Origin of the sequence: Veillonella sp. (genome assembly GCF_032470285.1) — a bacterium.
Lineage (GTDB): Bacteria > Bacillota > Negativicutes > Veillonellales > Veillonellaceae > Veillonella.
This window is the reverse complement of the sequence record NZ_JAWEKP010000004.1, coordinates 229,998-243,079: the sequence shown is the minus strand read 5'-3', so window position 1 is coordinate 243,079 and position 13,082 is coordinate 229,998. Positions and strand designations below refer to the sequence as shown.

The following is a 13,082-nucleotide window of genomic DNA, read 5'->3' as shown; positions in this document are numbered from 1 at the left end:
TACGCTACAATATTTTATTTTATATTGTTTTAAAAGCTTTCAATAATACATACATCTCTATTTTACATGAGAATGAAAGGTACCATTATGGAAACAATCGTTCAAGCAAAACGCGTATTAGAAATTTTTAAAGAAATGAGCCGAATCCCTCGTGAGTCCGGCAATGAAAAAGGCATCAGCGATTACATCGTGAACTTTGCCAAACATTTAGGGCTTGAAGTTCATCAAGATGAAATCTTTAATGTAGTTATCAAAAAAGCTGCATCTCCAGGTTATGAAAACCGTCCATCCATCATTTTACAAGGCCATATTGATATGGTTTGTGTTAAAGACCATGACTCTAACCACGACTTCTCTAAAGATCCAATCGCCAATATCATCGAAGGCGAATGGATGCACGCAGACCATACAACATTAGGTGCCGATAATGGCATGGGTGCTGCTATGATGCTTGCTCTCCTTGAAGATGAAAGCCAACAACATGGACCTATGCAATTATTATTCACTACCAACGAAGAAACTGGTATGGATGGTGCCTTTGCCATTAAAGAAGGTCAAGTAACTGGTGACTACTTACTCAACCTGGATACAGAGGTAGAACATGACTTCACCGTTAGTTGTGCTGGCGGTTGCCACGTACATGTAAAAATTCCATTGTTACGCGATAACAATCAACCAGGCTATGATGCGGGCTTATCCATTACAGTAACCGGCCTCAAAGGGGGACACTCCGGCATCGAAATCAACGAGCAACGAGCCAATGCAAACCAAGTGCTAACCCGTGTACTCTATGATATTCAACAACAATATCCTATTAGCTTAGCGTCTTTTGAAGGTGGCGTAAAACATAATGCAATCCCGTCTAAAGCAGTAGCTGTACTATCCGTACGCTCTGAAGATGTGGCAGCCATTAAAACATTGCTCGCATACCAAGAAAAACAATATCAACACGAATATAGTGTACAGGATCCAGGCCTTACATTTGTAGTTGAAGATGTTCCTACTCCTGAAATAGTATATGCAGAAGACACAACAGAAGCACTTATTACATATATCTATCTTGCACAAGATGGGGTTCATTCTGTAAGTAAGTCTATTCCAAACCTTGTAGAAACATCTAATAATATTGCTATCGTACGTGAAAATCAACATACCATTGAAATACTCATTTCTATTCGTAGTTCCAATAGCAATAGTCTTGAATTCTTAACGAAAAAAATGATGCTTCTTGCAAAAGCACTCGGCGTAGCTGCAGAGCGTACAGGTGGATATCCAGCATGGGAATACGACAAAGGCTCAAAATTGGAAGAACAAGCGATTTCGCTGCATAACGAAATGTTCGATACACCAGCTAATGTAAATGCCATTCACGCAGGCCTCGAATGTGGTTTATTAAAAGGCGTATTGCCAAATACACAGATGATTAGCTTTGGGCCTACTATCGTAAGTCCTCATACACCATCAGAACGCGTTCATTTACCTTCTGTTGAAAATGTATATGTGTACCTCAAAGCATTATTAGCAAAATTACAATAAAATAAATAATTACTATATTTTTGATGTATAATTTGCTATACTATAAGCAAATAACACATCAAGTTACGAGACCCATGTAATAGTGACTCTCCAACCCTCCTACAAGTAATTCAGCCATCTCTCCAACTGAATTATCTTGTAGGAGGGATTTTTTTCATAAAAATTCCTCAACTATATAAATAAATATTTATTCATACAGGAGTATCCTTTCATATATGAACAACATGGAATGCATCGTTTTATTTATAAACAATTATGAATATCAACTACATGTGCCAGTATACTCATATATAGTATATAATCTATAAATTTCAAAAAAGGCTGTTAAACTCTGACTCATTCACTAGTCTCCATATACCCCATAGAGTATTTTCTGTGTTATCTTATAGGTGTATACTGTGTTTACATTATGCAGGAGGTATATATGATTCCAATAGTTATCATATCCGGATTTCTAGGTTCTGGAAAAACAACATTCTTACAACATATACTAAAAGAACATACATCGAAAGATAAAATTCTTATTATAGAAAACGATTTTGGTGAAACTAGCCTCGATGCTGCTAATCTTGCAAAAACAGGGGCCTCAGTCCGTGAAGTAACATCTGGCTGTATTTGCTGTAGCTTACAAGGAAATTTCCAACAGGCACTACTTGATATTCTCCAAAATCACAAAATCGATATGATCTACATCGAGCCATCAGGTGTTAGCAAGCTTAGTGAAATCATCCATACTTGTAACGACGAGGACATTGCAAAATCTGCTTACGTTCACGCATCGATAACGACTGTCGATGCTATGCAAGCACCAATGTTTATCAAAAATTTTGGTCTTTTCTTCAAGGATCAAATCACTCATAGTGATGCGATTTTTTTGAGCCATACAGAAGATATTCAACAAACAAGCATTACGAAACGTATGATTCGCGACCTCGCGCCACATACACCAATCCATGAAGAAGCATGGGATACCATCAGTTTACGTGATTATATCAAGCGCCTGTATCATTGTCATGATAATCACTGTTTGCACGATGAACATTTATTTATGAGTCATACCTTTAAGGATTTACGTACTCTTAGTCTCACACAGTGGAAAACCATTTTAGAAGGCATGCCTGATACAGTGCTTCGTGCCAAAGGGATTGTACCTACTACAGAAGGCCCACACGAACTCCAGTACGGCACACATTATTGTTCGCTTTCACCTAGTGAAACTAATGACTATAGTTTAGTCGTTATCGGAACAGATTTTAATGTACCATTGGTACATAACGAAGTGTGTCAATCATGATTCCTGTTTATATCGTTACAGGATTTATTGGATCCGGTAAAAGCACGTTCATAAACAAACAATTACAATACCGAAAAAAGCTAGGCGGTACCGCAATAATCAGCGCCGAAGAAGGCAGTGAGCCTCTTATCAAAGAGCCCTTACAACTCAATGCGGATGAACTCAGTGCCATCGTTCCTAGCGATATCAAGTCTTACGAGTTGATAGCCTGTAAAATTGCAGATTATTTAAAACGACTACAGCCAAAAGAGCTATGGATTGAGTGGAATGGCATGGTAAGCTTTCATCAACTAGAAGCCTTACTATATAGCGATATATTAAGCCACCTGGTACAAATAGAAAAGGTGTTATATATTTGTACCGATCAATTTGTTTCAACCATACTCCCTGGCTTAGGTAATGACGTAATGAGTCAATTATACAGCGCAGATTGTATCATCACAGAATCCGATACACATCACGCTTTATTGCGCACCTACAACGGAGAGGCTAAAATTGTAACCACTCCCACCCCTGAAAAAGTGGAGCAGCTGTGCCGAAATTCTACATGGGGACTCATTCCCAATCTATTAGTTATTGGTGTTACAACTTATATACTGTTGGTCACAGCTTTTCGCCATGACATCCCCTATTCCATCCACCAATGCTTTGCTATAATCACGGGTCTCATCATCGAAGCCATCCCATTCCTATTGCTAGGCACGGTAGGCTCAACGATTATTCGCTATTTCGTACCACAACGAGTGCTACTAAAACTGTTAGGCGACCATTCTTGGAAAAGTTATGGGGCTGCTATGGTCAGTGGCTTTGCCTTGCCAATTTGTGACTGTGCTATCATCCCCTTATTCAAAGCACTAATAGACAGAGGTATCCCTTTATCGGTAGCCCTTTTATTTATGCTCGCTAGTCCGATTATAAACCCTATCACCATTCTTTCTACTTGGTATGCATTTCCAGACAATCCTATGCTCTCCGTATGGCGTATCGTTTTAGGACTAGTTGTGGCCTTGTTAGTAGCCCTATCATTCCGATTCTGGCCTCCAGCCACATCTATATTCAAAGCAAGAGCACCACAGAGTCTTAGCTACGAAGAAATCGTTTTAGAAACAACTAAAACTCAATATATTGATAAAAAAAGATTGTTAATCCATATGGAACAAGAGTTTTCTCAACTCTTATTCTATTTCTCCATGGCGGCAACTGTACTATCTATAGTTCAAGTGTATGGCAAACCTTGGCTTCTCAATGCAGGATTAACCTTGCCAGAATTTACAGCCATTCCAATTTTGCTGATGTTAGCATTCTTCTTCTCAGTCTGCTCTACATCAGATGCTATCATCGGTAAATCCTTGAGCACTTTATTTCCTATTAGCTCCGTAATGGGCTTCCTCATCTTGGGTCCGATGCTAGATATCAAAAATGTATATATATTAAAACAATATATGCCTCCCTCATTTATCGTACGATTAAGTATAACAATTGCCGTTATGTCCTACATAGCAGCATTAGTATTCAAATTTTTTCTTAGCTAGTTTACAAACTTTTATAATCATTATCTCAGTTCTTAATTAATTAAAAGGAGATGGTTTCATGACATTAGGACTTAAAGATCGCTTTTCTATCGTGAAAGGTCTATTGTATCTCACCTTAGGTATCTGCTGTATTTACCTCATTGTGACAGGTCGTTATTTGAACTATATTGCACCACGTTATGAACTTTTACTAGGTATTAGTGGCGTTGCCCTTATTTTAGGAGGTCTAGCGACGATCATTTGGGCGCCTTCAAAATACTACAAGCATAACTGGAAGTCTATCGTTCCAATTATTATTCCCATTATGTTTCTCATCATTCCTCCCGTTCTTGTACCATCAACAGGCGTTCATGGTGCCGCTCGCGTAAACGATGATACTAACAATTTCGACTTTACAAACGATGCTATTGGAGAGGTTGTCACCGTTAACAGTGAAAGTAAAGAGCCAGGGATTTCCAAGGACAAAAAAGAAATCGTTTTGAACTCAGATAATTTCTATCAAACCATTGTAAAGGTTGGATCTAATGTTGATCAATATAAAGACTACACAGTTTATATGACAGGCTATGTAAACCGCGATGATAATACATTAAAATCTAACGAATTTACTATTTCTCGTATGGCTATGGCTTGTTGTATTGCTGACGTTGCCCCTATTGGCATGACAGCATATAAAACAGATGGTGATAGCTTACAAAATGAACAATGGGTATCGATTGAAGGTAAGGTTTCTACGCGAGACTTCCACGGTCGTAAACAACCATATGTAGAGATTACAAAAATCAAATCTGCAGAACCTATATTAGGCTATGTATACCCTTAAGAATTACATAAAAAACGAGGCTTAACGCCTCGTTTTTAATAGGAATGATTCTGTTGAATAAAATAACCTATATTTCATAATTCAATATCTATGTGAATCTACAATAGATTGATGCCTTATATATAGTTATTATATTTATTATGGTTATTCTAATTATTATAGTTATTCTAGTTATTATAATTATAATAGTTATTAAAACGTCCTATTAGTGCTGTAATTCTTTAATAATTCTCTTACCAAGAGATGCTGCTACAGCACACAAGAAAATATCTGGGCCAACTGGGATTAGGAAGCATGTAATAATGACAGCTTCCACACCGATCGGCTTACCTAAATACAGATTCATAATAAAGTATAGGTACACCATGCCAAGACCATATACAATAAATAGATTTAATATGGATCCGGATAGCAAACGTTTAAACGATAGTGTATCCATTGTCTCTGCAATGCGTCCTACGGCATACGCACCAACCATAAAGCCAATTAAATAACCAAAGGTAGGTTGCAAAATATAACTAGGACCACCACCAGATGTAAAAATAGGAACCCCAACAAGGCCTAGTACAATATAAATGCCAACACTAGCGGCACCTAAACGACTACCTAAAACAATGCCCGCTAATGTAGTAAATAAGATTTGCAATGTAAACGGACAATTCGGTAATGGGACTCGTATGAAAGCACCAACCGCGATTAGCGCCACAAAGAGTGCTGTCATCGTTAACTGACGGGTGGTAATGCGAGTTTGTTTTGATACAGTAGAGCTCATGGTATACCTCCATTCATAACAAACCTAAGCAGGAATTTGTGCTATCAATGGAGAATAAAAGTCCAAGATAACACGGAAACAAACTACTAACTATCTAAATTAAAGCACTTGTATTTTTAATTGTCAACTATAATGTTGACTTTTAGTTTACTATATAGTCTAATACTATATATACTATGTTTTTAGTACTTTTTGATTTTGACTATAGCTAATAGTTATTATCAATAGTTCATAATAACTAAAAGATATACTCATCTTCATACAAAAATCATTTAATTTCATCTTACCTTCATATAACAAGATTAAATTATACGTAAGTAGATTGAGTAAAATCTACTTTCACAAAATCGTAACTAAACGAAAATTATAATTTGGTATCAGGAGGCATTGCTTATGAAAAATGTTAAGAAAGTATCCAAAGTACTATGTGCATTTGGCGTTAGTACAGTATTATTAGCAGGTGTAGTTGGTGCAGCTAGCAACCATGGTTACAACAACCATAGCAACTGGAATGGTGTTGGTAGCGTTGTTCCATCCGCACAAGCTAACTATTCTGTTGATTATATGGGCGCTATTACAGTATTCCAACAACAATTCCCTGGCGCTACTGTAAAATCTATTTCCTATGACGCAAAACACAATCCTTACTATGAAGTAGAAGGTTATTATGGCAATCGTGAAGTAGAAATTAAAGTAGACGAAGCATCTGGTCAAATCGTTGGTAAAGAAGTAAAAGGTTACTCCAAAGCTTCTAAAACAATTAACGTTCAAAACATCATCATTCCTGAAGTAGCTGAAACAAAAGCTATGGAAAAAGTTGGTTCTGATTTCCAAACTATGGATTGGACCGTTGAACGTGAAAACGGCAGAGTTGTATATGAATTCGATATGACAACTGGCGGCGGTAAAAATGCTGAAGTAAAAGTAGACGCTACATCTGGCAAAGTTATTAGCGCTAAAGTTAAAAACACAAAATACTAAGATTTCTATTTCATCAAGTGAAACCCTATCCTAACCCACTTAGATGACACACTACACATATAACACACATACTATACACACTGTATCCTTTGGATACACTCTCTAACACACTCTCAGAGAGCCCGTAACACTAACCACGGACTCCCTAAATCCTATCTCACACAATAGGAAAACGGTCTGTGCACACACCACAGACCAAACGTTACACACACTATACTCCCTTAAAGACCTTGGATCATTGAATCCAAGGTCTTTTTATATATAAATTTTTATCCTCTATCCTCTATCCTCTATCCTCTATCCTCATTATGAAACTACACATATCCCTCCATCGACAATATGATGAGTTCAATTCTATCGAATCTGTATTCATCCCTATATAACTTTTCAATCTTATAAAGCTATCACATACTAACAAAAAGACCTCCCATTGGGAGGCCTTTTGTATAAGTTTTATAGGTTTGATAGTTATGTGTTCTATTTCTTAAGCAAAATTCAGCTTAAGGATGTCATTTGTAAGTTCTAAAAGTTTGATCTATAGTTTCCAAACTGAAGGTACGAAAGATTAAGCTTTATCTAAAGCTTGTGCTAAGTCTTCGATGATGTCATCGATATTTTCAAGGCCGATGGATACACGGATCATATCTGGTGTTACGCCAGCAGATTTTTGTTGTTCTTCGTTAAGTTGTGCATGTGTTGTGGATGCAGGATGAATAACAAGAGATTTAGCATCTGCTACATTGGCAAGATTGGAGAAGATTTCCAAAGAATCAACTAGCTTAATACCGGCTTCTTTACCACCTTTTACACCGAATGTGAATACTGCACCAACACCTTTAGGGAAGTATTTATCAGCTAATGCTTTGTATTTGCTGTCTTCTAATTCTGGATAGCTTACCCATGCTACTTTAGGATGTTTGCTCAAGAAATCTACTACTTTACGAGCATTTTCTACGTGACGTTCTACGCGCAAGGACAATGTTTCAATACCTTGCAAGATTTGCCATGCTGCAAGTGGAGTAATGCATGCACCAGTATCGCGAAGTAATTGAGCACGAATTTTTACAGTGAATGGGATTGGCAAATCACCAAATACTAAACCATTGTAGTGTTCGTCACCTTCGGAGAAGCCAGGGTATTTACCAGAAGCTTTATAGTCGAATTTACCAGATTCTACTACTACGCCAGCCAATGTTGTACCGTGACCACCAAGGTATTTAGTAGCAGAGTGTACAACTACGTCAGCACCATGTTCTAATGGACGGAATAAGTATGGAGATGCAAATGTGTTATCTACGATCAAGATGATATTGTGTTTATGTGCAATATCAGCTACCGCTTGTACGTCGATAAGGTTAATACCAGGGTTACCAATGGATTCAATATAAACGGCTTTAGTATTTTCATCAATAGCTGCTTCGAATTCTTCCAAATTGTCAGGATTTACGAATTTAGTGTGAATACCCAAACGTGGCAACGTAGCAGTGAACAAGTTATAAGTACCACCGTACAATGTGGATGCAGCAACAATATTATCACCAGCATTTGCTACGTTCAAGATAGAATATGTAATCGCTGCAGAGCCAGATGCTACTGCGATACCAGCTGCACCGCCTTCAAGTTCTGCCACTCGAGCATCCAATACATCTGTAGTAGGATTGCCAAGGCGAGAGTAAATACCACCAGGATTAGTCAATGCAAAACGGCCTGCCGCTTCTTCTGCATCTTTAAATACGAAAGATGTAGTTTGGTAAATAGGTACTGCACGAGAACCTGTTGGATCCACGGTATGACCAGCATGTAATTGTAATGTTTCAAATCTGTATTGTTTGCTCATTATAACAACTCCTTTATATTAACTATGAATTGAGTTCATTCTTTATGCCTAGTATAGTACTATGTTTTAAAAAATATGTCTACTATTTTTTATATGGTCTTCTCCATAACTTTAAACTATAGTGAACAAAGGATGACGAAAACTTTTACCAAAGACTTTAAAGCAAGCACAATCATTTTATGAGAAATAAAATCCCCTAATTACTTCCAAAGAACCAGCTCCCTTGAGAGATGTTAGAAGTAATTAGGGGTACATAGTACTAACAATAAATTAGAAATAAGTACCTAAATTTAGATGTAAGCGCCTAAATTTTTATCCCGTTCAAATTTCATTTTTTGTATTTGTTCAATGATATATGGCGTTTCTTGGTATACATAGTAGTTTAACCAGTTTGTAAATAATAGTGTACTTACAGAGCGCCAGCGCACGATGGGACGTTGTTTCGGATCATTATCCGGAAAGTAGTTTTCAGGAACCGCAATATCCATACCTTTTTTGATATCCCGCACGTACTCACGATTAAGTGTATCCCAATCGTATTCGGCATGACCAAATACAAAGATATGTTTATTGTCTAAACTACGAACGATAGCAGCTCCTGTTGGTTCAGACCCAGCCAAGAGTTCCAAGTCACGATTTTCCTTAATTTGTTGCAACGAAACTGTGGTGTGCCGTGAGTGTGGCATCCAAAACTTTTCATCAAATCCACGCATGAGCACTGGTCGATCATTATAAATATCGTGTTCGTAAACACCAAATAATTTCTCATCCATAATGGATTTATTAATGCCAAAGTGATGATATAAGCCAGCTTGAGCACCCCAACAGATATAAAACGTAGAGTAAACATGCTCTTCGCCCCAGTTCATGATTTCTACGAGTTCAGACCAATAGTCTACCTCTTCAAAAGGCATTAACTCTACAGGAGCACCGGTAATAATCATGCCGTCAAAGAACTGGTCTTTTACTTCATCAAAGGTGCGGTAGAAGGTTTCTAAATATTGTTCATCTGTATTTTTAGCCTTACGAGATGCGGTATGCAAAAGAGTCAAATTAACTTGCAATGGGCTATTACTAAGAGCACGTAAAATCTGAGTTTCCGTCACTTCTTTAGTAGGCATCAAATTGACAAGCAAAATTTGCAAAGGTCGGATTTGTTGATTCTCCGCCCGTTCAGTATCCATGACGAAAATATTCTCTTGAGCTAATTTCGTTATGGCCGGTAAATTTTTTATTACTTTAATAGGCATAGTGTCACCTCTACATATTCTACAATTTGATAACCTAATCTAATTAAAAGTCTTTAGCCTCATAGGCACGACGCCAAGCTTCAAGCCCTTCTTCCAAGATTTTACGAGGACAAGCTACATTAATGCGTTCAAAATCCTCCCCATCGACGCCAAACATAGAACCTGTATCGAGCCATAGCTTGGCATCATTGATGATCCATTCATCTCGCTCTTTAGGGCTCAGCGGCAATTGAGAGCAATCCAGCCACATAAGATATGTCCCTTCAGGACGATATACACGAATCTTTGGCATATATTTTGCTACATAGTCAATGGTGAATTGAATATTGTCTTGAATATATTCTTTTAAATCATCAAGCCAAGGAGCCCCGACTTTGTAGGCTCCTTCACAGCCCACAATTCCCATCGTATTTAACTGGCTATAGCCAGCACGGTCAATTTCTTTTATAAAACGACGGCGTAAGGAATCATTTGGAATGAAGATATTACTCACTTGTAAGCCTGCAATGTTAAAAGTCTTGCTAGGCGCTGTACATACAACACAATGTTCTGCATAGCTTTCACCAAGGTCGGCAAAGACCTTGTGCGTATGCCCTTCCCAAACAAAGTCAGCATGGATTTCGTCGCTCACGATGAGCACATTGTGTTTAATACAAATGTCGCCGAGGCGTTTCAACTCGTCCTCAATCCACACGCGTCCTACTGGATTGTGCGGATTACACAAGAGAAATAATGTTACATTCTCCTCAATAATTGCACGCTCGATGCCTTCAAAGTCGATAGTGTATTTTTCGTCGCCTTTGATGAGCGGCACATTGATAAGACGACGATCGTTATCGTCAATAACCATACTAAAGGGGTAGTACACAGGTTGATTAATGAGCACCCCTTCGCCAACCTCGGTAAAAGCACGAACCGCCATCGCTAAGGCAAATACGATACCAGGCGTTTTAACAAGCCATTTTTGTTCTGGCGTCCAGTTAAAACGCGTAGCAAACCAATTCTTCAACACTTCAAAGTATTCATCGTCAGACTCTGTATAGCCGAAAACACCATGCTTAACACGATTCAATAAGATTTGTTTTAACTCAGGGGGAATTTCAAAATCCATATCCGCTACCCAGAATGGCAACACATCCGCAGGTTTACCGCGCTTTACAGCAAAGTCGTATTTCAATGATTTTGTATGAGTTCTATCTAATATTTGATCAAAATTATATTGTCCCATAGGAACTCCTTTATTTGTTAAAAGCCTGTTCCAAGTCCGCAATCAAGTCTTCTGTATCTTCAATGCCTACAGATAAACGCAACAAACGACGTGTAATACCTTTGCGTTCCGCATCTTCAGGTTTTAAATCTGGATGTGTTTGCGTCACAGGATACGTCAACAAGGATTCTGTACCACCAAGACTTTCAGCGAATTGAATAAGCTCAATACCTTCTAATACTTGTTTAGCCGTTTCTTCACTATCTACTTCGAAGGATAACATGCCGCCAAAGCCTGTTGTTTGGGCTCTATTGATTTCATAACCTGGATGTTCAGGAAGTCCTGGGAACAATACTTTTGTTACCTTAGGTTGTGTCTTTAGCCATTCCGCAAGAGCAATCGCATTCTTTTGGTGTTGCTCCATACGAAGTGCCAATGTTTTTACGCCGCGAATAACGAGCCAGCTATCCATAGCGGATAGGCATGCACCAACTGTTTTGTATGTTAAACGCAATTTTGCCGCGATTTCTTCATCTTTTACAATAGTAAAGCCAGAAATTACATCGTGATGACCACCAATGAATTTGGTACCACTATGAACGACAATATCGGCACCCAAAGTCAATGGCTTTTGGAAATATGGACTTAGGAAAGTATTGTCGATGATTACTAGTGCATTACGTGCATGCGCCAACGCACAGAGTGCACGAATATCGGTTATCTCCATCATAGGATTTGTAGGAGTTTCAATATATACAGCCTTTGTATTCGGTTTAAAAGCTGCTTTCACCGCATCAAGATCAGAGGTGCCTACATAAGTAAACTCAATGCCGTTCTGTTCGTAAATATTTGTGAACATACGGATAGAACCACCATATAAATCATCACCTAAGATGATGTGATCTCCAGGAGAGAATAGGTGGAATACTGCGTCCACAGCTGCCATACCGGAGGAAAATGCCAATGCATCTGTACCTTCTTCAAGGCCTGCCATCAATTGTTCTAAGCGGTCACGTGTTGGATTAGACTCACGTGAATATTGGTAACCTGTTGTATCACCCAACTTTGGATGAGAGAACGTACTAGACATATAAATTGCAGGGGAAATCGCACCGGTATCATCCGGTTTACCACTGCCATGAACGCATTTTGTATTAAACTTCATTCCAATCAACTCCTCATATTTGTATACAATATGTTAATTATAAGAGTAGACAATGATTAAGGTCAACAAAAATGGGCACTCATACATCCTGAGTGCCCCTAAAAAGACATATCTATTTTGAATGGGTTGTCATAACTCTAAGTTAAGTTGACCTAATTTTTAGTGCGTTTTGTAATAAGTAATGCCAAAATAATACCTAATGACGAAGTTACCAATTGCGGCCAACTAGATACGAAAAGCATGGTATTTACAATCTTTGGTGGAAATTGGAACAAGGAGAAAAACAAGGAGTACCCGCCAAAGAGTACGCCGGCTTTTACCAAAGCCGCCACAATGATAAGCAATGCTTTTGGTTTATGTTGTAACCAGTGGGCTACGAATACATACGCTGTCGTTCCTAGGGCCGTAATCAAAATGAACGGCGGCAACGGCAACATGCCTTGTAAATGCGCCACTACTGGTGCAATCCAAGCAATAACAAGACCATTCTTCCATCCATAGCGCCATGTGGCGAGTACAAAGGTTGCGGACGTAATAGACCCGATGAGGAACATGCTCACCTGATTAGGAATAAAGGGGAAAATGAGGCGCAAGCTTTGCGCCAATAAGGCAACGGCCAACAAGAGACCTGTGCCCGTAATAGATTTTGTAGACATAAGAACCTCCTACTATACGATATAGATTT

At 38.4% G+C, this 13,082-nt stretch carries 11 protein-coding genes; 5 read left to right on the top strand and 6 right to left on the bottom strand.

Annotation, left to right across the window (positions count from 1 at the left end; all coding sequences use genetic code 11):
* The first annotated feature begins 87 nt into the window (after positions 1–87).
* The 4 genes from E7B10_RS06710 (at position 88) to E7B10_RS06695 (ending at position 5,185) form a co-directional block, all read left to right on the top strand.
* Positions 88–1,536, top strand: a complete 1,449-nt coding sequence (locus E7B10_RS06710; protein WP_287510473.1) for an aminoacyl-histidine dipeptidase — start codon at positions 88–90, stop codon at positions 1,534–1,536.
* A 424-nt stretch (positions 1,537–1,960) separates the two neighbouring features.
* Positions 1,961–2,830, top strand: a complete 870-nt coding sequence (locus tag E7B10_RS06705) for a GTP-binding protein (protein WP_287510474.1) — start codon at positions 1,961–1,963, stop codon at positions 2,828–2,830.
* Positions 2,827–4,362, top strand: a complete 1,536-nt coding sequence (locus E7B10_RS06700; RefSeq protein WP_287510476.1) for a permease — start codon at positions 2,827–2,829, stop codon at positions 4,360–4,362. Before E7B10_RS06705 ends, E7B10_RS06700 begins: the two co-directional genes overlap by 4 nt.
* A gap of 58 nt (positions 4,363–4,420) precedes the next feature.
* Entirely contained in the window at positions 4,421–5,185 is a 765-nt protein-coding gene (locus E7B10_RS06695) for a TIGR03943 family putative permease subunit (protein ID WP_287510477.1), read from the top strand.
* 205 nt (positions 5,186–5,390) lie between these two features.
* Here E7B10_RS06695 and E7B10_RS06690 read toward each other — a convergent pair whose 3' ends face one another.
* On the bottom strand, positions 5,391–5,957 hold the full coding sequence (locus tag E7B10_RS06690) for a biotin transporter BioY (RefSeq protein ID WP_287510478.1): 567 nt from the start codon (positions 5,955–5,957) through the stop codon (positions 5,391–5,393).
* A gap of 393 nt (positions 5,958–6,350) precedes the next feature.
* Here E7B10_RS06690 and E7B10_RS06685 point away from each other — a divergent pair, with 393 nt between their 5' ends.
* Positions 6,351–6,938: a PepSY domain-containing protein gene (locus E7B10_RS06685; protein ID WP_004693923.1), complete on the top strand. Its 588-nt coding sequence runs from the start codon at positions 6,351–6,353 to the stop codon at positions 6,936–6,938.
* Between the two features lie 565 nt (positions 6,939–7,503).
* On the opposite strand, the gene E7B10_RS06680 is transcribed toward E7B10_RS06685, so the two are convergent.
* The 5 genes from E7B10_RS06680 to E7B10_RS06660 all read right to left on the bottom strand — a co-directional run bounded on the left by E7B10_RS06680 (position 7,504) and on the right by E7B10_RS06660 (position 13,053).
* Complete coding sequence (locus E7B10_RS06680; RefSeq protein WP_287510479.1) at positions 7,504–8,775, bottom strand: O-acetylhomoserine aminocarboxypropyltransferase/cysteine synthase family protein; 1,272 nt, start codon at positions 8,773–8,775, stop codon at positions 7,504–7,506.
* A 290-nt stretch (positions 8,776–9,065) separates the two neighbouring features.
* Complete coding sequence (gene metA, locus E7B10_RS06675; protein WP_004697897.1) at positions 9,066–10,025, bottom strand: homoserine O-succinyltransferase; 960 nt, start codon at positions 10,023–10,025, stop codon at positions 9,066–9,068.
* A gap of 43 nt (positions 10,026–10,068) precedes the next feature.
* Positions 10,069–11,253, bottom strand: coding sequence for a MalY/PatB family protein (locus tag E7B10_RS06670; protein ID WP_278473113.1), 1,185 nt, complete (start codon positions 11,251–11,253; stop codon positions 10,069–10,071).
* Positions 11,254–11,263: 10 nt separating this feature from the next.
* Positions 11,264–12,397 carry a PLP-dependent aspartate aminotransferase family protein gene (locus E7B10_RS06665; protein WP_021147701.1) on the bottom strand — a complete coding sequence of 378 codons (1,134 nt, stop codon included), beginning with the start codon at positions 12,395–12,397 and terminating at the stop codon, positions 11,264–11,266.
* A gap of 152 nt (positions 12,398–12,549) precedes the next feature.
* Positions 12,550–13,053 carry an ECF transporter S component gene (locus tag E7B10_RS06660; protein WP_021147700.1) on the bottom strand — a complete coding sequence of 168 codons (504 nt, stop codon included), beginning with the start codon at positions 13,051–13,053 and terminating at the stop codon, positions 12,550–12,552.
* Between the last annotated feature and the right edge of the window lie 29 nt (positions 13,054–13,082).

Excerpts from the sequence above, each read along its gene's own strand:
- E7B10_RS06710 (WP_287510473.1), top strand. The coding sequence starts at position 88 with ATGGAAACAATCGTTCAAGCAAAACGCGTATTAGAAATTTTTAAAGAA.
- E7B10_RS06705 (WP_287510474.1), top strand. The coding sequence starts at position 1,961 with ATGATTCCAATAGTTATCATATCCGGATTTCTAGGTTCTGGAAAAACA.
- E7B10_RS06700 (WP_287510476.1), top strand. The coding sequence starts at position 2,827 with ATGATTCCTGTTTATATCGTTACAGGATTTATTGGATCCGGTAAAAGC.
- E7B10_RS06695 (WP_287510477.1), top strand. The coding sequence starts at position 4,421 with ATGACATTAGGACTTAAAGATCGCTTTTCTATCGTGAAAGGTCTATTG.
- E7B10_RS06690 (WP_287510478.1), bottom strand. The coding sequence starts at position 5,957 with ATGAGCTCTACTGTATCAAAACAAACTCGCATTACCACCCGTCAGTTA.
- E7B10_RS06685 (WP_004693923.1), top strand. The coding sequence starts at position 6,351 with ATGAAAAATGTTAAGAAAGTATCCAAAGTACTATGTGCATTTGGCGTT.
- E7B10_RS06680 (WP_287510479.1), bottom strand. The coding sequence starts at position 8,775 with ATGAGCAAACAATACAGATTTGAAACATTACAATTACATGCTGGTCAT.
- metA (WP_004697897.1), bottom strand. The coding sequence starts at position 10,025 with ATGCCTATTAAAGTAATAAAAAATTTACCGGCCATAACGAAATTAGCT.
- E7B10_RS06670 (WP_278473113.1), bottom strand. The coding sequence starts at position 11,253 with ATGGGACAATATAATTTTGATCAAATATTAGATAGAACTCATACAAAA.
- E7B10_RS06665 (WP_021147701.1), bottom strand. The coding sequence starts at position 12,397 with ATGAAGTTTAATACAAAATGCGTTCATGGCAGTGGTAAACCGGATGAT.
- E7B10_RS06660 (WP_021147700.1), bottom strand. The coding sequence starts at position 13,053 with ATGTCTACAAAATCTATTACGGGCACAGGTCTCTTGTTGGCCGTTGCC.